Origin of the sequence: Streptomyces luteogriseus, assembly GCF_014205055.1 — a bacterium.
Classification (GTDB): domain Bacteria; phylum Actinomycetota; class Actinomycetes; order Streptomycetales; family Streptomycetaceae; genus Streptomyces; species Streptomyces luteogriseus.
Genome location: NZ_JACHMS010000001.1, coordinates 7,937,245 through 7,960,682, shown reverse-complemented (window position 1 = coordinate 7,960,682; position 23,438 = coordinate 7,937,245). Strand labels below are relative to the sequence as shown.

General features: G+C 70.8%; 21 protein-coding genes. 5 read left to right on the top strand and 16 right to left on the bottom strand.

From position 1 onward, the window contains the following. Positions 1-14: 14 nt before the first annotated feature. From BJ965_RS35340 to solA, 7 genes are all read right to left on the bottom strand, one after another. Positions 15-1,397, bottom strand: coding sequence for an aminotransferase class III-fold pyridoxal phosphate-dependent enzyme (locus tag BJ965_RS35340; protein WP_184914898.1), 1,383 nt, complete (start codon positions 1,395-1,397; stop codon positions 15-17). Continuing rightward, on the bottom strand, positions 1,394-2,260 hold the full coding sequence (locus BJ965_RS35335; protein ID WP_184914895.1) for an ABC transporter permease: 867 nt from the start codon (positions 2,258-2,260) through the stop codon (positions 1,394-1,396). The genes BJ965_RS35340 and BJ965_RS35335 overlap by 4 nt, the downstream gene beginning before the upstream one ends. Further along, positions 2,260-3,153 carry an ABC transporter permease gene (locus tag BJ965_RS35330; RefSeq protein WP_184914892.1) on the bottom strand — a complete coding sequence of 298 codons (894 nt, stop codon included), beginning with the start codon at positions 3,151-3,153 and terminating at the stop codon, positions 2,260-2,262. The genes BJ965_RS35335 and BJ965_RS35330 overlap by 1 nt, the downstream gene beginning before the upstream one ends. A 3-nt stretch (positions 3,154-3,156) precedes the next feature. Beyond that, the gene (locus BJ965_RS35325) at positions 3,157-4,299 is read right to left on the bottom strand and encodes an ABC transporter ATP-binding protein (protein WP_184914888.1); all 1,143 of its coding nucleotides are present in this window, start codon (positions 4,297-4,299) and stop codon (positions 3,157-3,159) included. Continuing rightward, positions 4,292-5,395, bottom strand: coding sequence for an ABC transporter substrate-binding protein (locus BJ965_RS35320; protein WP_184914885.1), 1,104 nt, complete (start codon positions 5,393-5,395; stop codon positions 4,292-4,294). Before BJ965_RS35320 ends, BJ965_RS35325 begins: the two co-directional genes overlap by 8 nt. A gap of 79 nt (positions 5,396-5,474) precedes the next feature. After that, on the bottom strand, positions 5,475-6,542 hold the full coding sequence (locus BJ965_RS35315) for a succinylglutamate desuccinylase/aspartoacylase family protein (RefSeq protein WP_184914881.1): 1,068 nt from the start codon (positions 6,540-6,542) through the stop codon (positions 5,475-5,477). Beyond that, positions 6,539-7,678 carry an N-methyl-L-tryptophan oxidase gene (gene solA / locus BJ965_RS35310; protein ID WP_184914878.1) on the bottom strand — a complete coding sequence of 380 codons (1,140 nt, stop codon included), beginning with the start codon at positions 7,676-7,678 and terminating at the stop codon, positions 6,539-6,541. Before solA ends, BJ965_RS35315 begins: the two co-directional genes overlap by 4 nt. 283 nt (positions 7,679-7,961) lie before the next feature. On the opposite strand from solA, the gene BJ965_RS35305 reads away from it, so the two are divergent. Next, a complete protein-coding gene (locus BJ965_RS35305; RefSeq protein WP_184917879.1) occupies positions 7,962-8,708 on the top strand; it encodes an IclR family transcriptional regulator in 747 nt (248 codons plus the stop codon). 374 nt (positions 8,709-9,082) lie between these two features. After that, entirely contained in the window at positions 9,083-9,826 is a 744-nt protein-coding gene (locus BJ965_RS35300; RefSeq protein ID WP_184917876.1) for an IclR family transcriptional regulator, read from the top strand. Between the two features lie 58 nt (positions 9,827-9,884). Here the strand turns inward: BJ965_RS35300 and BJ965_RS35295 are convergent, their stop codons facing one another. From BJ965_RS35295 to BJ965_RS35280, 4 genes are read right to left on the bottom strand one after another with little or no spacing between them, the layout of a single operon-like run. Next, positions 9,885-10,238, bottom strand: coding sequence for a cupin domain-containing protein (locus tag BJ965_RS35295; protein ID WP_184914875.1), 354 nt, complete (start codon positions 10,236-10,238; stop codon positions 9,885-9,887). A 39-nt stretch (positions 10,239-10,277) separates the two neighbouring features. Next, positions 10,278-11,717, bottom strand: a complete 1,440-nt coding sequence (locus tag BJ965_RS35290; protein WP_184914872.1) for an NAD-dependent succinate-semialdehyde dehydrogenase — start codon at positions 11,715-11,717, stop codon at positions 10,278-10,280. After that, positions 11,714-14,599, bottom strand: coding sequence for an FAD-binding and (Fe-S)-binding domain-containing protein (locus BJ965_RS35285; RefSeq protein WP_184914869.1), 2,886 nt, complete (start codon positions 14,597-14,599; stop codon positions 11,714-11,716). Before BJ965_RS35285 ends, BJ965_RS35290 begins: the two co-directional genes overlap by 4 nt. Continuing rightward, positions 14,596-15,864 carry an aspartate aminotransferase family protein gene (locus BJ965_RS35280; protein WP_184914866.1) on the bottom strand — a complete coding sequence of 423 codons (1,269 nt, stop codon included), beginning with the start codon at positions 15,862-15,864 and terminating at the stop codon, positions 14,596-14,598. Before BJ965_RS35280 ends, BJ965_RS35285 begins: the two co-directional genes overlap by 4 nt. Positions 15,865-16,091: 227 nt before the next feature. On the opposite strand from BJ965_RS35280, the gene BJ965_RS35275 reads away from it, so the two are divergent. Next, positions 16,092-17,735, top strand: coding sequence for a PucR family transcriptional regulator (locus BJ965_RS35275; protein ID WP_184914862.1), 1,644 nt, complete (start codon positions 16,092-16,094; stop codon positions 17,733-17,735). A gap of 11 nt (positions 17,736-17,746) precedes the next feature. Here BJ965_RS35275 and paaE read toward each other — a convergent pair whose 3' ends face one another. From paaE to paaA, 5 genes are read right to left on the bottom strand one after another with little or no spacing between them, the layout of a single operon-like run. Further along, positions 17,747-18,862, bottom strand: a complete 1,116-nt coding sequence (gene paaE, locus BJ965_RS35270) for a 1,2-phenylacetyl-CoA epoxidase subunit PaaE (protein ID WP_376777962.1) — start codon at positions 18,860-18,862, stop codon at positions 17,747-17,749. Beyond that, positions 18,862-19,377 (bottom strand): 1,2-phenylacetyl-CoA epoxidase subunit PaaD, encoded by a 516-nt coding sequence (gene paaD / locus BJ965_RS35265; RefSeq protein WP_184914859.1) that lies wholly within the window; start codon positions 19,375-19,377, stop codon positions 18,862-18,864. Before paaD ends, paaE begins: the two co-directional genes overlap by 1 nt. Continuing rightward, positions 19,371-20,198 (bottom strand): 1,2-phenylacetyl-CoA epoxidase subunit PaaC, encoded by an 828-nt coding sequence (gene paaC, locus BJ965_RS35260; RefSeq protein WP_184914856.1) that lies wholly within the window; start codon positions 20,196-20,198, stop codon positions 19,371-19,373. The genes paaD and paaC overlap by 7 nt, the downstream gene beginning before the upstream one ends. Positions 20,199-20,208: 10 nt before the next feature. After that, entirely contained in the window at positions 20,209-20,502 is a 294-nt protein-coding gene (gene paaB, locus BJ965_RS35255; RefSeq protein ID WP_031142175.1) for a 1,2-phenylacetyl-CoA epoxidase subunit PaaB, read from the bottom strand. Continuing rightward, positions 20,499-21,485, bottom strand: coding sequence for a 1,2-phenylacetyl-CoA epoxidase subunit PaaA (gene paaA / locus BJ965_RS35250; RefSeq protein WP_184914851.1), 987 nt, complete (start codon positions 21,483-21,485; stop codon positions 20,499-20,501). The genes paaB and paaA overlap by 4 nt, the downstream gene beginning before the upstream one ends. A 210-nt stretch (positions 21,486-21,695) precedes the next feature. On the opposite strand from paaA, the gene paaI reads away from it, so the two are divergent. Further along, the gene (gene paaI / locus BJ965_RS35245) at positions 21,696-22,082 is read left to right on the top strand and encodes a hydroxyphenylacetyl-CoA thioesterase PaaI (RefSeq protein ID WP_184917870.1); all 387 of its coding nucleotides are present in this window, start codon (positions 21,696-21,698) and stop codon (positions 22,080-22,082) included. After that, positions 22,083-23,438 carry a phenylacetate--CoA ligase PaaK gene (gene paaK / locus BJ965_RS35240; RefSeq protein ID WP_184914848.1) on the top strand — a complete coding sequence of 452 codons (1,356 nt, stop codon included), beginning with the start codon at positions 22,083-22,085 and terminating at the stop codon, positions 23,436-23,438.

The following is a 23,438-nucleotide window of genomic DNA, read 5'->3' as shown; positions in this document are numbered from 1 at the left end:
TCCCAATACGTGGATCAGATGCGGGACGAGGCCTCGGCGAGGACGCCCGCGATGATCGCGGCGATACGGTCGAGGACGGCGCGGTCGCTGATCAGCGGGGGCGCGATCTGAACCAGCGGCGCGGAGCGGTTGTAGACGCGGGCCAGCAGTCCGGCCTCGCGCAGTCGGCGCGGGATCAGGTCGGCGATCAGCTCGGTTCGGGCCTTGGCGCTGAAAGCGCCGTCGTCGAGGTCGCCGACGAGTTCGCAGGAGTAGAAGAAGCCGGTGCCGCGGACGTCGCCGACGATCGGCAGGTCCTTGAGGGCACCCATGCGCCTGGCCAGGTCGCCCTGGAGACCGCGGACGTTGTCCAGGACGCGGTCCCGCTCCATGATCTCCAGGTTGCGCAGGGCGATGGCCGTGCTCAGCGGGTGTCCGGCGAAGGTGTAGCCGTGGTTGAGGACCGCGCCGGGCCGGTTGATGACCTCGGTGATCCTGGTGCCGACCAGGGTCGCGCCCAGGGGGGCGTACCCGGCGGTGATGCCCTTGGCGACGGTGACCATGTCCGGGCGGGCCCCGTAGAGGTCGCCGCCGAACCACTCCCCCACCCGGCCGAAGGCCGTGATGACCTCGTCGGCGACGAGCAGGAAGCCGTACCGGTCGGCCAGCGCCCGCAACCCCTGCCAGTACCCCTGGGGCGGGGTGATGCAGCCGCCCCGGTTCTGCACCGGCTCGGCGATGAGCATCGCGACGGTCTCGGGCCCCTCGGTGAGGATCGTCGCCTCCAGCTCGGCGAGCAGCCAGGCCGTGTACACCTCGTCGTCGGCGAACTCCGGTGCGAGACCGAAGCGGTTGGTGTTCGAGACGAACCGGGTGTCGATCGCCGGCGGACCGTACGGCTCCGTCAGGCCGGGGTCGTCGGTGAGCGAGAGCGCTCCGACGGTCAGGCCGTGGTAGGCGCCGCGCCGGGCGATCGCCTTGGTGCGGCCGGGCTCGCCGCGCAGGGCGTGGTAGCGGCGGGCTATCTTCCAGGCGGTCTCGACGGCTTCTGCGCCGCCGCTCGAGAAGAAGGTGTGCTCGATGTCGACGGGGGCGATCCTGGACAGCCGCTCGGCGAGTTCGATGGCCGAGGGGTGCGCGGATCCGGTCCACAGCGGGCTGTAGCACAGCTCGCGCAGCTGCCGTGCGGCAGCCTCGGCGAACTCGGGGCCGTAGGAGTAACCGAGTTGGCAGCAGTAGAGCCCCGACAGGCCGTCGATGTAGCGCCTGCCGTCCGCGTCGTCGATGTACGGGCCCTCCCCTCGCTGGACGACGAGGAGGTCTTCGCCCTCGTCGCCGAGCGATCCGTTGGCGGTCATGTGCAGCAGCAGGTGCCGCTGAGCGGTGGCCGCGGTCAACTGAGCGGCGGCGGTGGTCATACGGCCTCGCCTCCCGGGTTGGCGACGCCGACGGTGTTCTCGACCGAGAGCAGGGAGTCCTGCCGTCCGGAGCCGAGCCAGCGCACCAGGGCCACCAGGCCGAGCGCGAGGATGGCGAAGGCGATGAGGATCGCGCTGACGGCGGTCACGCTGGGGTCGATCTCGAAGGTGAGGGAGTTGTAGACCTGGACGGGAAGGGTGACGGTGTCGACGGAGGAGAGGAACTGGGAGATGTAGAACTCGTCGAAGCTGGTGATGAAGGAGAAGATCGCTGCCGCGATCATGCCGGGTGCCGCGAGCGGGAAGGTGATCTTCCGGGCGATGGTGAGACGCCCGGCGCCCATGCTGGCGGCGGCGTCCTCCAGGCGCTCGTCGATGCCGCGCAGGGTCGCGATCAGGATCAGCACCGCGATCGGTGCGGCCAGCACCGTGTGACCCAGCGCGATCGCGATGGGGCTGCCCAGCATCGCGGCCGGCTCGAAGAACAGGAACAGCCCGAGCGCGGTGACGATCTGCGGAATGACCAGCGGCCCCAGGACCAGGGCGAACACCGCGGAGCGCAGCGGCAGTTCACTACGGACCAGGCCGGTCGCCGCGGTCACTCCGATGATGAGGGAGAACACGGTGCTCAGGGCAGCGACCAGTGCGGACAGGGACAGTGCGGCGGGCCATTTGCTGCCGTCGGCGAACAGGGCCTTGTACCAGTTCAGCGTCCATGCCTCGGGTGGGAAGGAGGCGAAGGCGTTGTTGCTGAAGGAGGTGACGAGGATGACGACGATCGGCAGCGCCAAAAACAACAGGATCACGGTGGCGACCGCGGTGAGGGCGATGCGGCCGGCGAGGGTCTTGCGCAGTTCCATCATCACGCGCTCCTCTTCTTACGGCTGGCACCCAGCGAGGTGACGACCTTCACCAGCAGCAGTCCGGCCAGGGTGAGGACCAGCAGGATCACGCCCTGGGCGGCCGCCCCGTTCCACTGGTTCTCCTTGGTGACCTGCTGGTTGATGAGGGTGGCGATCATCGTCTGGTTCGGTCCGCCCATCAGGGCCGGGGTGATGTAGTAGCCCAGCGAGAGGATGAAGCTGAGCAGCCCGGCACTGGCCAGACCCGGGGCGACCAGCGGCAGATAGATACGCCGGAAGATGGTCACCTTGCCCGCGCCCATACTCGACGCGGCCGCCAGCAGCCGCCGGTCCACCCCGCGCATCACCCCATACAGCAGCAGCACCGTGTAGGGGAGCATCATCGAGGTGGTGCCGATGACCACACCCAACTCGTTGTAGAGCAGCTGGAACGGCGCTCCGGGGACCGACATGGCGGTCAGGGTCTCGTTCACCAGGCCCTTGTCACCGAGCATGATGATCCAGCCGTAGGTGCGCACCAGCGCGGAGACGAAGTGCGGGACGACCACGACCAGCATCGCCAAGCCGGCCAGGATGGGCTTGAGCCGGGTGATGGCCTGGGCCAGAACGAACCCGAACACCAGGCTCAGCACGGCTGTTTCGGCGGAGATCCGCAGCGTGGTGAACAGCACCGACAGATTGACCCCGGTGAGGGCGTCGGCGTACCAGTGCAGCGTGAAGGAGCCGTCGGCGTCCTTCAGGCTCAGCAGCAGCGTGGAGAAGATCGGGTAGACGAACAGCACCAGCAGATACACGACAACGGGAAGCGCGTACAGGATCCCGACCCGCGTCCGGCGCGAAGCCAGCAGCTTGCGCGGACGAGCCGGAGCCCCCGCGGTGAGGGTGGCAGCCATGACTCACCCCGCCTCTTCGTCGATGGAGAAGAGGTTGACGTCCTCGGGATCCGCACTGATCCCGACCCGCTCGCCGGCCACGGGGCCCCGGCCGGCGGGGACTTCCAGGCGCAGCAGCGGCCCGTCACCACCGTCGATCCGCACCCCGGCGCGCACCAGCGTGCCCACGTAAGTGGCGGTCTCCACCGTGCCGGTACAGAACCCGTCATCGGTGCCACAGGCCCGCAACCGACCCGGCTGCACAGCGACCTTCACCTCAGTGCCGGAGGCCAGCTGGTGGCGGCGCGCCTTCAACAGAGTGCCGGACTGGGTAAGACGGACCAGGGTGTGCTCGCCGTCGTGCTGCTCGATACGCCCGGGCAGGAAGTTCGCCGCGCCGAGGAAGTCCGCCACGAACGGCGTCCTCGGCCGCTCGAACAGCTCGCGGGGGGTGTCGAACTGCTCGATCAGACCGTTGCGCATCACCGCGATACGGTCCGACATCACCAGCGCCTCTTCCTGATCGTGCGTCACATAAATGACGGTCAGGCCGAGTTCCTGCTGGATCGTCTTGATCTCCACCTGGAGCTGGTCACGCAGCTTCTTGTCCAGAGCGCCCAGCGGCTCGTCCATGAGGATGACCGGCGGCCGGTAGACCAGCGCCCTGCACAACGCCACCCGCTGCTGCTGACCACCCGACAACTCACGCGGCTTACGGCCGCCGAACCCGGACAGACCCGCGATCTCCAGCGTCTCCCCGACCCGGCGGCGGATCTCGGCCTTGCCCACCCCGCGCAGCGTGAGCGGGAACGCGACGTTCTCCTGCACGGTCATGTGCGGGAAGAGCAGGTACTGCTGGAAGACGAAACCCAGGCCCCGCTTCTGCGGCGCCAGCCGCGTCACATCACGGTCCCCGACGGTGATGGTGCCGGAGTCCGGTTCGCAGAACCCGGCGATCATCATCAGCGTCGTGGTCTTGCCCGACCCCGAGGAACCCAGGAAGGTGACGAACTCCCCCGCCGCGATCTCCATCGACGCCTCGTCGACAGCCACGACATCGCCGTAAGTCTTACGCAGGGCCACTACCGACAGCGATTTGCCGGTCGCGATGGCCGGCTTGTCGCCGGCCACCTTCACCGACGGTGCCGCGATACCGAATTCAGCCACGAGCCCACTCCAACCAGCGCTTGGTGACGGCCGATTCGTTCTTCAGCCACCAGCCGATGTCCGTGTCGAAACCCTTGTCGTAGTACTCCGGCGCACCCGCCAGCGCGGATCGCTCCTCGTTGGTGAGCTTCGCGTAAGCCAGCGGGGACGACGGGTTCGACGGGAACGCCTTCGCCAGGGCCGCCTGGCTCTCAGCCCGCAGCGAGAAGTCCATCAGCTGGTAGGCGGCGTCCACATTCGCCGCGTCCTTGGCGATGGCATAGCCCTGGAACTGCCGTCGCATACCGTTGAGCTGCCGGGTGACCGGGACACCCTGCTTCTCCAGATCGGCGAGCCGGCCGTCCCAGACGGTGGACATCGTCACTTCCTGGCGGCTGAGCAGGACACCGGGGAGCGGGCCGCTGTCCCAGAACTTCTTGATGTCGCCCCGCAGCCGCGTCAGCACCTTGAAGGCCCGGTCCACATCCAGCGGATACAGCTTGTCCATCGGCACGCCGTCGGCCAGCAGCGCGAACTCCAACTCAGGCAGGTCACCGTCCGGGTTGCACATCGAACGGCCGCCCTTGAACGCCTTGGTGTCCCAGAAGTCCGCCCACGACTCCGGCTTCCTGCCCCCGAACGCGTCCGTGCGATATGCCATACAGGCGCCGTAGAAGCTGCTGCCGACGGCATGGTCGGTGATCTGGTTCTCGGGGATCTTCGCGCTCTTCACGCTCTTGATCCGGTCGAGGTCCAGCGCCTCCAGCGCGTCCTGCTTCACGTACTTGGTGTGCGACATCATCGAGTTGTTGATGAGGTCACACTGCGGCCGACCCTGCTTGATCTGGGCCAGCAGCGGGGCGTCGTCCAGGTTCAGCACCTTCACCTGGATACCGGTCTCCTGCGTGAACGGCGTGTAGATCGCCTTCTGCAGAGCCGCACCATAGGAACCGCCACTGTCACGGACGACCACCGTCTTGCCGCCCTTGCCTCCGCCGGCCGAGGCGCGGCTGGTGCCGGTACCGCAGGCGGAGAGGGTGGTCGCGGCGGCGACACCCGCAGTGACCCCGCCTATTCCTCGCAGGAACAGTCTGCGGTCTATTCGGGCATCTTTCATCGTGTGCCTCCTGGGTGGTACTGGCCGTGGGAAGGGGAGCGGCTGGGGACGTGGATTGGGGGGCGGCTGGAAGGGGGGTCTAGGGGCGGGGTTCCGCCTCGTCTGATCCGGCGCCCAGACCGGGGGCCCGGAAGGTGTCGGCCCGCGCGGCCGTGTCGGGGTCCCACGGGACGGCCAGGGCGGCCAGTTCCTTGCCGGGGGCGACGGTGAGGCCGTGCATGCCGTAGAAGATCCGGCCGTCGGCCGGGGCGTGGACGGTGTGCTCGGTGCCGTCGGTCGGGTCGATGATGCGGCCGAGGAGGTCGCCCTCGGCGACTTCGCCGATGACGTCGGCGTCGAAGGAGAACTCCGGGTACCACAGGCCGGTGGCCTCGGCGGTGACGCCGCCGGACCAGACCCACTCGCGGATCGGTTCCGGAGCGGAGCCGTCCTGGTCGAGGACGCCGAGATGGCGAAGTGCCTTCAGTAGCCCGTCGACACGGCGGAGGGCGGTGGCCTCGTCCCGCCGGCCAAGCTGGCCCACCTCGACGAGGACCGCCGAGATGTTCCGGCGAGCGGCGGCCGCGTGGCTGTTGCCGCCCTCGGGCGTCAGCCCGAGGATGACGTCCTGAATGCCGAAGGAGCCTGCCAGTTCGGCCGTTGCCTTGTCCAGGTCGGGGTCACCGGTGCGGCGGTAGCCGACGAAGTCCCGCAGGACCTGGTCGATGCCGCCGCAGTGCAGGTCGATGTAGACGTCGGCGCCGTCGACGAGGTGGTCGAAGAGCCAGGCGGCCAGCCGCTCGGTGGGGCCGCCGGCCGGGTCACCGGGGAAGACACGGTTGAGGTTCACGCCGTCGACCGGGGAGACGTTGAGCCGGCCCTGGTACACGGCGGGAGGGTTGGCGACCGGACAGACGATCACCTGCCCGCTCACCTCTCCGGGCTCCAGCAGGTCTGCCAGGCGCGCGGCGGCTTCGATGGGCGTGAACTCGCCGCCGTGCACACCGGCGGTGATGACGACGCGGGGACCCGGGCGGACTCCGTTGACCAGGATCACCGGGATGTCCGCGGTGAGGGTGCCGAGATCGACCGGGACGGTGCCGCGGGCCTTGGTGCCGGGCCGGGCCGCCAGAGAGCCGACGGAAAGGGGGGTGTCCTGCATGGTCATGCCTCCGTACGGCCGACGGTGGAGAGGAAGCCGATGGGCTGGGGCGAGGCGCCGTCCAGCGCGAGGTCCGCGGCGATGTCGCCGAAGGCGGGCGAGAGTTTGAAGCCGTGGCCTGAGAAGCCGGCGAGGAGGATGACGTTCTCGGCGCCGGGCAGGGGGCCGACCAGGGGGCGGCTGCTCTCGGTGTAGCCCTCCATGTAGACGGAGAGGCGAGTGGGGTCCGGGTACAGGTCGGGCAGGTAACGCCCGATCAGCTCGGAGAAGATCTCCAGCTCTTCGGGCCGCACGGTGCGGTCCAGCTGGTTGGGGTCGTCGGCGAGCCGGTGCAGCGCGCGGGAGAGTCCGAGCTTGACCGAGATGCCGTCCGGGGAGGGCAGGCCGTAGCAGTGGGTGGGGGCGGTGCGGATGAACGCCGGGCGCTCCTCGCCGAACCAGGCGTCGGGGGCGGTGGGCACGTACCATGCGCTGACGAGGCGACGGACCTCCACCTCCCACGGCAGGTCGGGCAGCAGGTCGTTGACCCAGGGGCCGGGCGTGACGACGGCGGTGTCGAAGCGCTCGCTGCCGGCGTCGGTGCGGATCTCCACGCCGCCCTCGACGGGGACGATCTCGCGGACCGTGGTGTAGCGGTGGATCACGGCGCCCAGCTGCTCGGCGCGGCGGGCGGCGGTCTGGATCGTCAGCTCCGGGCGGATGAACCCGGCGCGGCGGTCGAGCACGGCCGCGTCGCCCTCCTCGATGCGGTACTGCGGGAACCGCTTGGCGAGCGCCTCGGCGTCCAGCACCTCGTGGTCGAGGTCGTGGTCGGCTATGGACTGCAGGACGGTGGCCATCTGCTGGTGGTCGGTCGGCCCCATGAGCAGGCATCCGGTCAGCCGGCGCAGCTCGCGGCCGGTCTCCTGCTGGAGCTGCTCCCACAGGGCGTCGGCGTGCTTGAGGAGCGGGACGTAGCGGGAGTCCTCGAAGTGCGCGCTGCGGAAGATCCGGGTCTCACCGCCGGCCGCGCTGCGGTCGTGGCCGGGAGCGTAGCGGTCGTATCCGACGACCTCGGCGCCGCGGGCCGCCAGCCGCCAGGCGGCCTGGCTGCCCATCGTTCCGACGCCGATCACCGCGACGCGCTTCCTGGCAGCTGACACAGGGCTTTCCTTTCGTAACGCCGAGGCGCATGCTGAGCCTTCGACGTGAGGATTGTTCGATTCGAGATGGTTTGGGCGGGAGCCAGGTCCCCCATGTGGACCTGCGGCTCACAACCGCCGCGTCTCGCAGTCCGGCTCACTTCCGGGGGATCTCTCCGAGACCGTGCCACTATGTGGAATACCGTGCTAGAATCTGGCACAGAGAATGACAGCGGCTTCAGCGGGGAGTCAAGAGGGTGTCCAGCAGAAATTTCGAGGATTAACAGGGGGAAACCGGATGGAAATGAAGAGCGTCACCAGGTCGCTTCGAATCCTGGAGGCGGTCGCCCAGCATCAGCCCGTGACCGTGGGGGAGTTGACGAAGATCTTCGGGCTGCCGAAGTCCACCGTGCAGCGCACGCTGGTCTCACTGGCGGAGGCCGGCTGGCTGCGAGCGAACCGAAAAGACACCACCCGCTGGGAGATCGGCGCCCGCGTCCTGGCCGTACGGCCCGCCGCACTGCAGGGCTCCAGTCTGTTCGCCGCCGCCCGTGAGCCTATGGTTCGCCTTCGGGACGCGGTGAACGAGACCATCCACCTGTCGGTGCCCGACGCCCTGCAGTGCATGGTCGTGGTGGACCGCGTCGACTGCGACCACCCGGTACGCACCTTCCACACGATCGGCGACACCTCACCTCTGCACGCCACAGCCGTCGGGCGCGCCGCACTCGCGCACCTTCCGAGGCGGGACGTCGAAGACCTCATCGAGGCCGGGCTGGAGCGGTTCAGCGACACGACGCCCGGGGACCCCGACGAGCTGCGCGCCGAGCTGGACCGAATCCGCACCGACGGCTACGCGGTCAACCGCAACCAGTTCCGTCCGGGCGTCTGCGCCGTCGCCGCCGCCGTGCTCGACGAGGACGGCACCCCGCTGGCGGCCGTGGCCGTCTCCATGCCCGAGGCGCGCTACGACGAGGAACAGGTGCCCAAGTGGGGCCGCCTCGTCGCGGACACCGCCGCGGAGATCTCACAGCGCCGCCTGGGCGCCTGAACGGCGGACGACGACCCGTACCGCAAGCCGTCGACCCGAGGGCCGGCCTCGCATGCCGACGTGTGCGAGGCCGGCCCTCGGTCATGTGTCACGGCAGCCACCGCTCTGCGCCCGGCCGGGGGAAGGCCGGACGCAGAGCGGCCGCACCACGCGGCTCGGCAGGCCTGGGTCAGGGCCCTGCCGCTGCCCACCGCCGCGGGATATCGGGACCCCTGCACACCGCAAGGCCGGTCCACTGATCTACCGAACCCCGGCCGTGTACCACATTGTGGCATGCTATGCTGCATTCCGGCACAGATCATGACCGGTGACTCCTTGCTGGAGTCGCGAAGTGAGAACCAGGATCCACGGGCCTGAGGGGGCATCTAATGGAAATGAAGAGCGTCACCAGGTCACTGCGGGTTCTGGAGGCGGTCGCCCGACACCAACCCGTGACCGTCGGAGAGCTGACGAAGATCTTCGGGCTGCCGAAGTCCACCGTGCAGCGCACCTTGGTCACCCTCAACGAGGCAGGCTGGCTGCGGGCGAATCGCAAGGACACCACCCGCTGGGAGATCGGCGCCCGCGTCCTGGCCGTACGACCGACCGCACTGCAGGGCTCCAGCCTGTTCGCCGCCGCCCGTGAACCCATGATCCGGCTCCGTGACGCCGTGAACGAGACCATCCACCTGTCGGTGCCCGACGCCCTGCAAGGCATGGTCGTCGTCGACCGCGTCGACTGCGACCACGCCGTACGCACCTTCCACGCCATCGGCGACACCTCGCCCCTGCACGCCACCGCCGCCGGGCACGCCGTCCTGGCCCATCTGAGGAAGTCCGAGATAGCAGAGGTCACCGCGGAGACGCTGGAGGGCTACGGCGAGGAGACCATCACCGACCCGGGGCAGCTGCGCGCGGAACTCGGCCGCGTGAGAGAGCGTGGCTACGCCGTCAACCACAACCAGTACCTGCACGGCATCTGCGCCATCGCGGCACCCGTGCTCGACGCTGAGGACACACCGCTGGCCGCCGTGGCCGTCTCCCTGCCCGACTCCCGCTTCGAGCCCGGCCGGCTACCCGAGCTGGGCCGGCTGGTCGCCGAGACGGCGGCGGAGATCACCGCCCGGCACCTGGCCTGACGCGGGTCCCGGCTCCGCGGGCGTCGCGGGTCGGGCGTCGCGCCTTCGGGCGTCGGCGTCACTTCACGATCACGTAGATCTTGCGCACCGTCTCGATCGTCTTCCAGACACCGACGAAGCCCGGCTTCATGACAAAGCTGTCGCCCGCCTTGTAGACCACCGGCTCGCCGCCTTCCGGCGTGAGTTCCGCGACGCCGGCGAGGATGTGGCAGAACTCGAAGGTCTCTCCCTTGATCGAGCGCGTCTCGCCTGGCGTCGCTTCCCAGACTCCCGTATGGATCATTTCGCCGCGGGCGATGTCCTGGGGCCAGGTCAGGAACGCGGGGTCGCCGGAGACCAGACGTTCCGGGAGCGGGCCGGACTCGTGCGGCGCGAACGAGGGGTTGGTGTCGATGGTCTTCAGGAACGACATGTTCTTTCTTTCCTTGGAGTCGAGAAATCATGACCGCCGTCAGCTCACGGGCACCGCGAGGTACTGGTACTCCAGGAACTCGTCGATCCCCACCCGGCCGCCCTCGCGGCCCAGCCCGGACTGCTTGACGCCGCCGAACGGCGCGGCCGGGTTGGACACGAGGCCCGTGTTCAGCCCCACCATGCCCACCTCCAGCCGCTCGCTCACCCGCAGTGCGCGGTCGAGGCCCTCGGTGAAGACGTAACCGACCAGGCCCCAGGGGGTGTCGTTGGCCCGGCGGATCACCTCGTCCTCGTCGTCGAACGTGAGGATCGCGGCGACCGGGCCGAAGATCTCCGTGTCCATCAGACGGCTGCCGGGATCGACGTCGGCCAGCACGGTCGGCGGGTAGAAACAGCCGGGGCCTTCGGGGGTACGGCCGCCCACGAGCACCTGCGCCCCGCGCTCCACCGCGTCGGCGACGAGCTCCTCCACCTTGGCGCGTCCCCGCCGGTCGATCAGCGGGCCGACGTCGACGCCGTCGCGGGTGCCCGGACCGACGACCAGCGCGCCCATCCGCTCGGCAAGACGCCGCCCGAACTCCTGCGCCACCGAGCGGTGCACGAAGAAGCGGTTGGCGGCCGTGCACGCCTCCCCCATGTTGCGCATCTTCGCGACCATCGCGCCGTCCACGGCCTTGTCCAGGTCGGCGTCCTCGAAGACGACGAACGGCGCGTTGCCGCCCAGTTCCATCGAGGTCCGTACGACCGCCTCCGCGCTCTGGGCGAGCAGCAACTGTCCGACGGCCGTGGAGCCGGTGAAGGAGAGCTTGCGAATCCGCCCGCCGCGCAGGAGCGGTTCGCACACCTCCCCCGCACGGGAGGTGGTGACGACGTTCAGCACGCCGTCCGGCAGCCCGGCCTCCTTGAGGATCGCGGCGAGGGCAAGGCTGGAGAGAGGGGTCTGCGGGGCCGGCTTGAGCACCATCGTGCAGCCGGCGGCGACCGCCGGGCCGATCTTGCGGGTGCCCATGGCCAGCGGGAAGTTCCACGGGGTGATCAGCAGGCAGGGGCCGACCGGGCGGCGGGAGAGCAGCATGCGGTTGCGGCCGTCCGGCAGGGTGGTGAGTCCCCCGTCGATACGGACGGCCTCCTCGGAGAACCAGCGGAAGAACTCGGCCGCGTACGCCACCTCTCCCCTGGCCTCGGCGAGCGGCTTTCCCATCTCGGCCGTCATCAGGTGGGCGAGCTCGTCGGTGCGCTCGAGGATGATCTCGTAGGCGCGGCGCAGGATCTCGCTGCGCACCCGGGGCGCCGTACGCGCCCAGGCCTCCTGCGCCTGCACGGCCGCTTCCTCGGCGAGCTTGGCGTCCTTCATGCCCGCGTCGGCGACATGGCAGAGGGCCTCGCCGGTCGCCGGGTCGTCGACGGGCATGGTGGCGCCGTCCGCGGCGTCCACCCAGGCACCGCCGATGAACAACTGCGTGGGCGTGTCGGTCATGAGTTCTCTCCTGGTTGTCCGGGCCGGTCGGCGGAGGGGTCGAGCAGTTCCGCGAGGTGCAGGGCGCGGATGCCCCGGTCTCCGGCGAGGTGGTCGATCTGGGTGGCGCAGCTGAAGCCGTCGGCCACGACGACGGCCGGGGTGCCCGGGTCGATGTCGTCGAGGCGTGGCTTGAGGGCGAGGTCGGCGACGGCCATCGAGGTGTCGTAATGCTGCTCCTCGAAGCCGAAGTTGCCAGCGAGTCCGCAGCAGCCCTCGGCCTCGTCAACCTTGCGTACGCCGAGGCGGCCGAGCAGGTCGCGGGGGTGGCGGCCCTTGAAGGTGGCGTACTCGTGGCAGTGGGTCTGCAGCACGACGTTGTCCGGCAGCTCCGGGGGCGTCCAGCCGGGTTCGGCGAGGTCGGTGAGGGCTCCGGAGAGGGTGTGGACACGGGCCGCGACACGCCGGGCGGCGTCGGTGCCGAGGAGTTCGGGCACGTCACGCTTGAGTGCCGCGGCGCAGCTGGGTTCGGTCACGACGATAGGCCGTTCGTCGCCGTTGTCGAGGCGGGCGACGGTGCGGGCCATGATGCGGCGCGCGAGGGACAGCTGTCCGGTGCTCACCCAGGTCAGGCCGCAGCACAGGTCGTCCTCGGCCGTGCAGGGGATGCCGGCGTCGGCAAGTACGCGGCTGGCGGCCCCGGCCACCTCGGGGCGGAAGGCGCGGGTGAAGCTGTCCACGAAAAGCAGCGTCTTCGCCGGTTCGCCGGTCCTCGACGCGCGGAGGGCACGGCGCAGCGCGCGGCGGGTGGCGAAGGCCGGGATCCGGCGCTTGGTGGTCACGCCGCCGAGGCGCGCGAGCAGCTTCCCGACGGGTCCGCGCAGCAGCGCGTTCAGCGGGCGGGCCGCGTACCCGACGAGCTTGGACGTGAGCGGCAGCCAGCCGAGGGAGTAGTGGGAGCGGGGTCTGAGCCTGCCCTTGTAGTGCTGGTGCAGGAACTCCGCCTTGTACGTGGCCATGTCGACGCCGACCGGGCAGTCGCTGGAGCAGGCCTTGCACGACAGGCACAGATCGAGTGCGTCGCGCACCTCGGTGGAGCGCCAGCCGTCGGTCACTGTCTCGCCGCGGACCATCTCCTGGAGCATGCGGGCCCGGCCGCGGGTGGAGTCGTTCTCCTCGCCCGTGGCCCGGTAACTGGGGCACATCACCCCGCCCGCATCGCTGCGGCAGCGGCCGACCCCGACACACCGGCGCACCGCACCGGCGAAGCCGTCCTCGTCGTGCGGGAAGCCGAACGTCGTGTCCATCAGAGGCAGTTCACGCAGCGCCAGGTCGGCGCCCAGTGGGGCGGGGTCGACGATGACGCCGGGGTTGAGCAGCCCCTCGGGGTCGAAGACCTGCTTGAACGCGGCGAACGCGGCGATCATCCGGTGGCTGTACATCACCTCAAGCAGCTCACCGCGGGCACGTCCGTCACCGTGCTCACCCGACAGCGTGCCGCCATGCTCCACGACCAGGGCGGCGGCCTCGGCGAGGAACTGCCGCATCACGGCCCGGCCGGCGTCGGTGACCATGTCGAAGTCGATGCGTACGTGCACACACCCGGCGCCGAAGTGCCCGTACAGCACACCGGTCAGGTCGTGCGCGGCCAGCAGCTTGCGGAACCCCCGCAGGTAGGCGGCCAGATTCTCCGGCGCGACGGCGGCGTCCTCCCACCCGGGCCAGGACTCCCCGCCGTCCACCAGCCGGGCCGCGAGCCCGGCCCCGTCCTCACGCACCCGCCACAGCGAGCGCCGCTCGGCGGGACTCTCCACGACCCGGCCACCGGTCAACCGCCCCTGCGCCTCGAGGGCTTCCAGCAACGCGTCCGCCCGTGCGTGCACCTCGGCCGGGTCGTCTCCTTCGAGTTCGACGTACAGCCAGGCGTGGCCTTCGGGCAGGCCGGTGACGGAGTCCGGTCCGCGGCGGGCGCGCATGGTCGCCACGATCGCCTCGTCCATGCCCTCGACCGCGCTGGGCGCGAAGCGCAGGATCTCCGGCACGTCCTCGGCCGCAGCGACCACGTCCTCGTAGCCGAGGGTGAGGAGGGTGGAGGCCTGTGCGGTCGCCACCAGACGGACCGTCGCGGCGGTGACGACCGCACAGGAACCTTCCGTGCCCACCAGCGCACGGGCCAGATCGAAGCCGTTCTCCGGCAGCAGATGGTGCAGCTGATAACCCGAGACCTGACGCGGGATACGCCCCAGCTCCGTCCGGATCAACGCCAGGTTCTCACCGACCAGGCGCTTGAGGTCCGCCTCCAGCCGGGCGACGAGAGCACCCTCGCGAGGGTCGACCGGATGCAGCCCCGTGTGATCGGCCACGGCCCGCACACCATCCGCCGTCACGATCTCCAGCGCGACCACATGCCCGCTGGTGCGCCCGTCACGCACCGACCGGTTCCCGCACGCATCGTTGCCGATCATCCCGCCCAGCGTGCATCGACTGTGCGACGACGGATCCGGACCGAAATCCAGACCATGCAAAGCGGTCGCGCTGCGCAGCGCGTCCAGCACCACCCCCGCCTCGACCCGTGCCGTGCGCGCCTCGACGTCGATGTCCAGGATCCGGTTCATGTACCGGGAGAAGTCCAGCACCACCCCCGGCCCGACGGCGTTGCCGGCCATGCTCGTGCCGCCGCCCCGGGCGGTGACCGGCACACCCGCCTCACGGCAGGCCCGCACAACGCCGACCACATCATCGACGGAACGCGGGAAGACCACCGCCCGCGGCGGCACACGGTAGTTGGACGCGTCATAGGCGTAGGGGCCGGTGGCCCCCGGGCCGGTCTCCACCCGCAGACCGGGCGCCAGCTCGGCGAGCCGGGCCGTGAGACCCGCCAGGTCGCGGGTGGCGGTGGTCATCGGCCCGACGCTCCCGACGTCCCGGCCTCGACCGCGTTCGCCCAGGCCTGGAGACCCTCGTCGACGCCCGCCTCGTCGATCACGAGCGCCGGGATCATGCGGACGACCTGGTTCCAGGCGCCGCACAGCAGCAGGAGCAGGCCCTCGTCGATGGCGGCGCGCTGGACGCGGGCGGCGGTCTCCGGGTCGGGGCTGCCGTCCTCGGTGACGAACTCGGTGGCGAGCATGAGACCGAGGCCGCGGACGTCGCCGATGCCCGGGGTGCGGTCGGCGACGGCCTCCAGGCCCTGGCGCAGCCGCTTGCCCATCGCCTCGGCGTTCTCGACGAGCTTCTCGTCGCGTACGACGTCCAGCGTCGCGCAGGCGGCGGCGCAGGCGACGGCGTTGGCGCCGTACGTGCCGCCCTGCGAGCCGGGCCACGCCTTGGTCATCAGTTCCTCGGAGGCGGCGATGCCGGAGAGAGGGAAGCCGCTGGCCAGGCCCTTTGCGGTGACGAGGATGTCGGGGGTGACGCCGAAGTGGTCGTGGCCCCAGAAGCGGCCGGTGCGGCCGACGCCGGTCTGCACCTCGTCGAGGATCAACAGGAAGCCGTGCCGGTCCGCCCGCTCGCGCAGGCCTTCCATGAAGGCACGGTTCGCGGGAACGTAGCCGCCCTCGCCGAGGACCGGCTCGACGATGATCGCCGCCGTGTCGGCCGGCGAGGAGATCGTCTGGAGGGTGTAGTCGAGTTCCCTCAGGGCGAAACGCGTCGCGGTCTCCTCGTCCCAGCCGTAGCGGTAGGCCGTCGGGAAGGGGGTGACGACCACGCCGCTCATCAGCGGGGAGAAGCCGGACCGGAAGCGGATGCCGGAGGTGGTCATGGAGGCCGCGGCGACGGTGCGGCCGTGGAAGCCACCGTGACAGACGACGACGTTCGGCCGGCCGGTGGCCTGGCGGGCCAGCCGCAGCGCCGACTCCACGGCCTCGCTGCCGGAGTTGGTGAAGAACAGGCTGTCCAGGCCGGCCGGCAGCACCTCGCCCAGCTTGTCGACGAGACGGCGCAGCGGCTGGTGCATGACGGTCGTGTACTGGCCGTGGATCAGCGTGCCCACCTGCTCCTGCGCCGCCGCCACGACCTTGGGGTGGCAGTGCCCGGTGCTGGTGACGCCGATGCCGGCGGTGAAGTCGAGGTAGCGGCGGCCGTCCTCGCCGTAGAGGTGGACGCCCTCGCCCCGGGCCGCCACGACGGGCGTGGCCTGGCGAAGGTGCGGCGACAGTGCGGTCATGATGTCTCCCGGCCGTACGACGAGGTGTGGTTGCTTGGCTCAGCTCCGGTGTCCGAGCATCCAAGCCGCGGCGACCGCCGACAACGCGTGATCTGTCCGGCCGGAACCCGTTGTTCGGACGTTGTGTCAACCGCCGCACCCCCCAGGCACCCCCTGTCCCACCCGTGGACTGCTCTTGCGCAGGTCAGCCCCGCTTGTCAGAGTGACCGGGCACGCAGGGAGGCATCGTGAACCAGCACCCCCCGACGGCCTGCCGTGACTCCGCCCCGGCCGGTCGCGCACCCACCCTCGCCGACGTCCTGGCCCTGCCCGTCCTGGCCGCCGGACAGCCTCAGGTCGTCACGGGACTGGCCCAGCTGGACCGGCCGGTGCGGTGGGTGCACATCACCGAGCTGACGGACCCGGCCTCCTTCCTCAAGGGCGGCGAGCTGGTCCTGACCACCGGTATGCCCCTGCCCGAGGACGCCGCGGGCGTCCGCCGGTACGTCGACGAACTCACCGAGGTGGGAGCGGCTGCCCTGATCATCGAACTCGTACGGCGCTATCACCGGCCGCCCGATGCCCTCGTGCAGGCCTGCCGGGCCCGGGGACTCCCCCTGGTCACCCTCGCCCGGGACGTCAACTTCCTGGAGGTCACCCAGGTCGTGCACGCGCTGATCCTCGGCAACCAGGCCGACGCGATGCGGCGGACGCAGCGGATCCACGAGGCGTTCACCGCTCTGACGTTGCGCGGGGCCGGGCCGGAGGACGTGGTGCGCGCGGCGGCGGAGATGAGCGGCCGCACGGTCGTGCTGGAGAACCTGGTGCACCAGGCGCTGATCTGCGAGCCCTCGGGGAGCACGGTGGAGGAGGCGCTCGGGGACTGGGAGCGGCGCTCCCGTGCGGCCGAGCCCGGCGGCGACCGTACCGAGGTGGGCGGCCCGGAGGGCTGGCTCACCGCTCCCGTCTCCTACCAGGGCGAACGCTGGGGGCGTCTGGCCATGCTGCCCGCCGACGGGCCGGTCTTCGGCCCGGAGCACGTCACCGTCCTGGAGCGGACGGCGATGGCCCTGACCGTGGCCCGGCTCATCCACTCCACGCCGTGGGAGCACACGGCCCACCGCACCGTCCTGCGGGAGCTGGCGGAGCAGCGCCACCACTCCGCCGAGGACGTCCGGGCCCGCTGCGCCGCGCTGGGATTGCCCACGGAGGCAGGTGTCTTCCTGGCGATCCTCGTGGATCCGGGCCCCGGCGCGGAGGGGAGCGAGGCGGAGACGCGGCTGCACCGGGAGCTGAGGTCGGCCGGGATTCCGGCCCTGGTCGGCGAGCTCTCCCCCGGCCGCCTCGGCGTGCTGCTGGCCCTGCGTCCCGCCCAGCCCTGGCGTCCCGTGGCCGAACGGCTGAGCCGCACCGCGCTGGCTCTGGCCCCCGAGGCGATCATCGGCGTCGGCTCGGAGGTGGCGGACCTCGCCGACACCGCACGTTCCTTCCGGGAGGCGGCCCGGGTCATAGAGGCCACCCCGCCCGGACAGCCCCTCCCCGCGGACCGTTCCTTCCACGAGCTGCCGGACATCGACCTGCGCCGGCTGCTGTACGCGCTGCGCGAGGACACCCGGATCCAGGACTACACGGAACGGCGGCTGAGCCGGCTCGTCGACCACGACACCCGGCACGGCACCGACCTGCTGACGACCCTGGGCCACTACCTCGACGCCGCCGGCAACAAGACGACGGCGGCCCGTCGCGGCGGTCTGTCCAGGGAGACCATGTACCAGCGCCTGCGCACCATCGAACGCCTCCTCGACACCGACCTCGAATCCGGCGACCGCCGTACCGAACTGCACGTGGCGCTCACGGTGTTGCGGGTTCTGCGCGGTGGCCAGGGGCGGTGACGAGGCGAGGATCAGGTGTCGAAGTCCACCGTCAGCTCCTCCGACACCGGGAACGACTGGCAGGTGAGGACGTAGCCGGCGTCGACCTCGGACGGTTCGAGGGCGAAGTTGCGGCGCATGTCGGCCTTGCCGTCGGTGACCTGGGCGCGGCAGGTGCCGCAGACACCGCCCTTGCAGGCGAAGGGCAGGTCGGGGCGGGTCTGTTGCGCCCCTTCCAGGATGGTGCGGTCGCGGGGCAGCGGGGACGTGGTGGAGCGGCCGTCGAGGGTGACGGTGACCTGGCTGACCGGGCCGGTGGGGCCGGTCTCGGCGTGGTGGACCTCGCGGACGGGCTCGTCGTCGGCGTAGAAGAGTTCCTGGTGGACGCGGTCGGCGGGCACGTCGAGGCCGGTGAGGACCTGCTGGGCGGCGCGGACCATGCCGTGCGGGCCGCACAGCCACCAGTGGTCGGCGGACTCCACGTCGACCAGGGCGTCGACGAGGGCGGAGAGCCGCTCGGCGTCGAGGCGGCCGGAGAGCACCTCTGCTTCGCGGGGCTCGCGCGAGAGGACATGGGCGAGCTGGAACCGCGTCGGGTAGAGGTCCTTCAGGTCGGCGAGATCGTCGGCGAACATCACCGTGCCGGTGCGGCGGTTGCCGTAGAGGAGGGTGACGCGCGAGCGGGGGTCGGCGGCCAGGACGGACTCGGTGATGGAGACCATGGGGGTGATTCCGGAGCCGGCGGCGATGAGGACGTGGTGGCCGTGAGTGGTGAGGTCGGGGGTGAAGGCGCCGGTGGGTGCCATCACCTCGACGGTGTCGCCGGGGCGTACGTCGTGCACCAGCCAGGAGGAGAAGAGGCCGCCCGGCACGACCCGAACGCCGATGCGCGGTGCCGTGCCGGCGGGGGCGCAGATCGAGTAGGAGCGGCGCTCGTCCCGGCCGTCGATGTCGCGGCGCAGGGTGAGGGACTGGCCGGGGGCGAAGGTGAACTCCTCGGCCAGTTCGGCCGGGATGTCGAAGCTCACGGCTGCCGCGTCCTCGCACAGCGGCTGCACTGCGGCGACCCGCAGGGGGTGGAAGACCGGACGTCGGCGGGCACGCGGGCGGGCCGCCGGGGTGGGGGCCGGCTCCATCAGGTCCTCCATCAGATCTCCTTGACGTACTCGAACGGCTCGCGGCAGGCGAGGCAGCGCCACAGGGACTTGCAGGAGGTGGCGCCGAAGCGGGAGGTCTCCTCGGTGTCGGGGTGACCGCAGCGGGGGCAGGGCACGGAGCGGCGGGCCGGCGACAGGACGAGCGGGACCGGGCCGGCGGCGCGCGCGGGCGCGGCGCCGGGCGGGGCGATGCCGTGCTCGGCGAGCTTGCGGCGGCCGTCCGCCGTGATCCAGTCGGTGCTCCAGGGCGGGTCGAGGACCGTGCGGATCTCGACGCGCTCGTACCCCGCCTCGCGCAGCCGCGCGGCCACGCCGGCGCGCATCTCGGCCATCGCCGGGCAGCCCGAGTAGGTCGGGGTCAGGCTCGCGACCACGGTGCCGTCCGGGGCCAGGCTCACCTCGCGCAGTACGCCGAGGTCGGCCAGGGTGAGCATGGGCAGTTCGGGGTCGGGCACCTGCTCGGCGATGTGCCGGGCCCGTCGCTCGTCGAGGAGTGCCGTCACCATGTCGCCTCCGGGTGGGCGCGGGCCACGCCCTGCAACTCGGCGAGCAGCGGGGCGAGATGCTCGGTGTGCTCCCCGGCGCGGCCGGAGCCGGGCAGCGGGCGGTAGACGGGCATGGGGAGCCCGGCGGCCTCGGTGACCTGGCGCAGCACGGCGACGACCTCGTCCCGGACGTCGTACGCCGTGAACAGCTCGCCCAGGTAGGGCGCGACCTGCTCCTGTGCCCTGCGCATCCGGCGGTGCGACTCCTCGGTGCCGTCGCCGAGGCGCACGGCCCACTCGGCCGCGTACTGGCGGTGGTAGGTCAGCTCCTTCACGCCCTTGGCGGCGATGGCCGCGAGCACCGGGTCGCGGTGTGCGGTGAGCCGCTCGAAGTGCGCGAGGCGCCAGCTGGCGAACACCAGCAGCCGCACGACGGAGAACGCGAAGTCGCCGTTGGGCAGTTCGGCCAGGCGTACGTTGCGGAAGGCGGCGGCGTCGCGGAAGTAGGCGAAGGCGTCCTCGTCGCGGCCGGTGCCGTCTGCCTGGCCCGCGCGGGAGTAGAGCAGACGGGCCTGGCCGAGCAGGTCGAGACCGATGTTGGCCAGCGCCACCTCCTCCTCCAGCTCGGGGGCGCGGGTGGTCCACTCGGCGAGCCGCTGGGCGCAGACCAGGGCGTCGTCGGCCAGGGTGACGCAGAGGGCGGCCAGTTCACCGGCGTCCACGGCGTCGGGCACGGCGGTGTCGACGCCGTGCAGGGGGTCCTCGAAGCCGGTGCCGTAGGCCCAGCGGGTGTCGTCCTCGTGTCCCTCGGCGAGGGTCATGTAGACGTGGTCGTCGCTCATGCCCTCTCCTTCAGATGTGCGGGACGTCGTCGGGGATGTCGTAGAAGGTCGGGTGCCGGTAGACCTTGTCGGCGCTGGGCTCGAAGAACGGGTCCTTCTCGTCGCGGGTCGAGGCGGCGATGTGCTCCGAGCGCACGACCCAGATGGACACGCCCTCGTTGCGCCGGGTGTACAGGTCGCGGGCGTGGGTGAGGGCCATGCGGTCGTCGGCGGCGTGCAGCGATCCCACGTGGACGTGGTTCAGGCCGCGCTTGCCGCGTACGAACACCTCGTACAGCGGCCAGTCCTGCTTGTCGGCGGTCATGCCACCGCTCCCTTCCGCTCGCGGGCCGCCTGCTTGGCGGCGTGGGCGGTGGCCGCCTCGCGCACCCAGGCGCCCTCCTCGTGGGCCGTGCGGCGCCGTTCCATCCGCTGGTCGTTGCACGGGCCGTCGCCCTTGATGACCCGCATCAGCTCGTCCCAGTCGGGCGTGCCGAAGTCGTGGTGGCCCCGCTCCTCGTTCCAGCGCAGCTCCGGGTCGGGGAGCGTCACGCCGAGCTTCCCGGCCTGCGGGACGGTCATGTCGACGAAGCGCTGCCGCAGTTCGTCGTTGCTGTGCCGCTTGATCTTCCAGGCCATGGACTGCGCGGAGTTGGGTGAGGCGTCGTCGGGCGGCCCGAACATCATCAGTGACGGCCACCACCAGCGGTTCACGGCGTCCTGCACCATCTCGCGCTGTTCCGGGGTGCCGCGCATCATCGTCATCAGCAGCTCGTAACCCTGTCGCTGGTGGAACGACTCCTCCTTGCAGATCCGCACCATGGCGCGCGCGTACGGCCCGTAGGAGGAGCGGCACAACGGCACCTGGTTGCAGATCGCGGCGCCGTCCACGAACCAGCCGATCACCCCGACGTCCGCGAAGCTCAGCGTCGGGTAGTTGAAGATCGACGAGTACTTCTGGCGGCCCTCGATGAGGCGCTCGGTCAGGTCCGCGCGGTCGGCGCCCAGCGTCTCCGCCGCCGAGTACAGGTACAACCCGTGCCCGGCCTCGTCCTGGACCTTGGCGAAGAGAATGGCCTTGCGGCGCAGCGACGGCGCGCGGGTGATCCACTCGCCCTCCGGCTGCATGCCGATGATCTCCGAGTGCGCGTGCTGCGCGATCTGCCGGATCAGTGTCTTCCGGTAACCCTCCGGCATCCAGTCGCGCGGCTCGATGCGCTGGTCCCGCGCGATCGTCGCGTCGAAGTGCTGCTGGAGATCCGGCTCGCCGCCGTCCGTCCCCGCGGGGCTGGAGCGTGTCGTATCCATCCGTCCCACTTCCCAACCGACCATTCGTTCGGTACATCGTAGGACACGCCGGCGCGCCTTGGTAAGACCCCTCGGGCAAGTCCTGGACCCTTGACAGGCCTCGAAGCGGCTCGATTACATGGCAACGCCAGCTAACCGAATGTTCGGTCGGCCCATGAGGTGGTGCGAGAAGTGACCCATACCGCTGACGCGACGCCGCCCGCGGAGGCGATGTTCGCCGCGGACGAGGCCTCCCGCGGGCTCGGGATCGAGCTGCGGGAACAGGGCGAAGGGACCGCCACGCTGCGGATGACCGTGACCCCGGCCATGGTGAACGGCCACGGGATCGTCCACGGCGGCTATGTCTTCCTGCTCGCCGACAGCGCTTTCGCCTGCGCCTGCAACAGCCACGGCCCGGTGACCGTCGCGGCGGGCGCCGACATCACCTTCGTGGCCCCCTCGTACGAGGGCGACGAACTCGTGGCCCGGGCCGAGGAGCGCACCCGCTACGGGCGCAGCGGTCTCTACGACGTGACGGTCCGGCGGGGCGACGAGGTGATCGCGGAGTTCCGGGGCCGCAGCCGGAGCATCAGGAGCACGAGGCCGGAGGAGTGCTAGATGACCAGCGAGACGACGACCTCCGGGGCCACGAGGCCCGGGAGGCAGCGGCGCGGCGAGCCCCTCCCCCACGATCTGCTCGACGACACGGAGCGCCTGACGCGCGAGCAGTTGCGGGAGCTCCAGCTCGACCGCCTGCGCCGGAGCCTGCGGCACGCCTACGAGAACGTGGAGACGTACCGGAAGAAGTTCGACGCGGCCGGGGTGTCCCCCGACGACTGCCGCTCGCTGGAGGACCTGTCCCGGTTCCCCTTCACCACGAAGGCCGACCTCCGGGACACCTACCCCTTCGGCATGTTCGCCGTCCCCATGGACCGGGTGCGGCGCGTGCACGCCTCCAGCGGCACCACCGGCCGCCCGACGGTGGTCGGCTACACGGAGAACGACCTGTCGATGTGGGCGGACCTCGTGGCCCGCTCGATCCGCGCCGCCGGCGGGCGTCCGGGCCACAAGGTGCACATCTCCTACGGGTACGGGCTGTTCACCGGCGGTCTCGGCGCGCACTACGGCGCCGAGCGCGCCGGCTGCCTGGTGATCCCGGCCTCCGGTGGCATGACCGCGCGCCAGGTGCAGATCATCCAGGACTTCCGGCCCGAGATCATCATGGTCACCCCGTCCTACATGCTCACCCTGCTCGACGAGTTCGAGCGCCAGGGCCTCGACCCACGCGCGAGCAGTCTGCGCGTGGGCATCTTCGGTGCCGAGCCGTGGACGGAGGAGATGCGCCGCGAGATCGAGGAGCGGACGGACATCCACGCCGTCGACATATACGGCCTGTCCGAGGTGATCGGGCCGGGTGTCGCCCAGGAATGCGTGGAGACCAAGGACGGGCTGCACGTCTGGGAGGACCACTTCTACCCCGAGGTGGTCGATCCGATCACGGGTGAGGTGCTGCCCGAGGGCGAGGAGGGCGAGCTGGTCTTCACGTCCCTGACCAAGGAGGCCCTGCCGGTCGTCCGCTACCGGACCCGCGATCTGACCCGGCTGCTGCCCGGCACGGCCCGCCCCGCGTTCCGCCGCATCGAGAAGATCACCGGCCGCTGCGACGACATGATCATCCTGCGCGGGGTGAACGTCTTCCCCAGCCAGATCGAGGAGATCGTGCTGCGCACGCCCGGCGTAGCCCCGCACTTCCAGATCCAGCTGACCCGGCGCGGCCGCATGGACCACATGACCGTCCGCGTCGAGACCCGCCCGGGTACCGGCCCCGAGCAGCGCGAAGCCGCGGCCGGGACGATCGCGAAGGCCGTCAAGGACGGCATCGGCATCACCGCCGAGGTGACGATCGTCGAACCGGAGACCCTGGAGCGCTCCCTCGGCAAACTCCGCCGGGTCAAGGACCTGCGCGAGGCGTGA

Excerpts from the sequence above, each read along its gene's own strand:
- BJ965_RS35340 (WP_184914898.1), bottom strand. The coding sequence starts at position 1,397 with ATGACCACCGCCGCCGCTCAGTTGACCGCGGCCACCGCTCAGCGGCAC.
- BJ965_RS35335 (WP_184914895.1), bottom strand. The coding sequence starts at position 2,260 with ATGATGGAACTGCGCAAGACCCTCGCCGGCCGCATCGCCCTCACCGCG.
- BJ965_RS35330 (WP_184914892.1), bottom strand. The coding sequence starts at position 3,153 with ATGGCTGCCACCCTCACCGCGGGGGCTCCGGCTCGTCCGCGCAAGCTG.
- BJ965_RS35320 (WP_184914885.1), bottom strand. The coding sequence starts at position 5,395 with ATGAAAGATGCCCGAATAGACCGCAGACTGTTCCTGCGAGGAATAGGC.
- BJ965_RS35315 (WP_184914881.1), bottom strand. The coding sequence starts at position 6,542 with ATGACCATGCAGGACACCCCCCTTTCCGTCGGCTCTCTGGCGGCCCGG.
- BJ965_RS35305 (WP_184917879.1), top strand. The coding sequence starts at position 7,962 with ATGAAGAGCGTCACCAGGTCGCTTCGAATCCTGGAGGCGGTCGCCCAG.
- BJ965_RS35300 (WP_184917876.1), top strand. The coding sequence starts at position 9,083 with ATGAAGAGCGTCACCAGGTCACTGCGGGTTCTGGAGGCGGTCGCCCGA.
- BJ965_RS35295 (WP_184914875.1), bottom strand. The coding sequence starts at position 10,238 with ATGTCGTTCCTGAAGACCATCGACACCAACCCCTCGTTCGCGCCGCAC.
- BJ965_RS35290 (WP_184914872.1), bottom strand. The coding sequence starts at position 11,717 with ATGACCGACACGCCCACGCAGTTGTTCATCGGCGGTGCCTGGGTGGAC.
- BJ965_RS35285 (WP_184914869.1), bottom strand. The coding sequence starts at position 14,599 with ATGACCACCGCCACCCGCGACCTGGCGGGTCTCACGGCCCGGCTCGCC.
- BJ965_RS35280 (WP_184914866.1), bottom strand. The coding sequence starts at position 15,864 with ATGACCGCACTGTCGCCGCACCTTCGCCAGGCCACGCCCGTCGTGGCG.
- paaE (WP_376777962.1), bottom strand. The coding sequence starts at position 18,862 with ATGGAGGACCTGATGGAGCCGGCCCCCACCCCGGCGGCCCGCCCGCGT.
- paaD (WP_184914859.1), bottom strand. The coding sequence starts at position 19,377 with ATGGTGACGGCACTCCTCGACGAGCGACGGGCCCGGCACATCGCCGAG.
- paaC (WP_184914856.1), bottom strand. The coding sequence starts at position 20,198 with ATGAGCGACGACCACGTCTACATGACCCTCGCCGAGGGACACGAGGAC.
- paaB (WP_031142175.1), bottom strand. The coding sequence starts at position 20,502 with ATGACCGCCGACAAGCAGGACTGGCCGCTGTACGAGGTGTTCGTACGC.
- paaA (WP_184914851.1), bottom strand. The coding sequence starts at position 21,485 with ATGGATACGACACGCTCCAGCCCCGCGGGGACGGACGGCGGCGAGCCG.
- paaI (WP_184917870.1), top strand. The coding sequence starts at position 21,696 with ATGTTCGCCGCGGACGAGGCCTCCCGCGGGCTCGGGATCGAGCTGCGG.
- paaK (WP_184914848.1), top strand. The coding sequence starts at position 22,083 with ATGACCAGCGAGACGACGACCTCCGGGGCCACGAGGCCCGGGAGGCAG.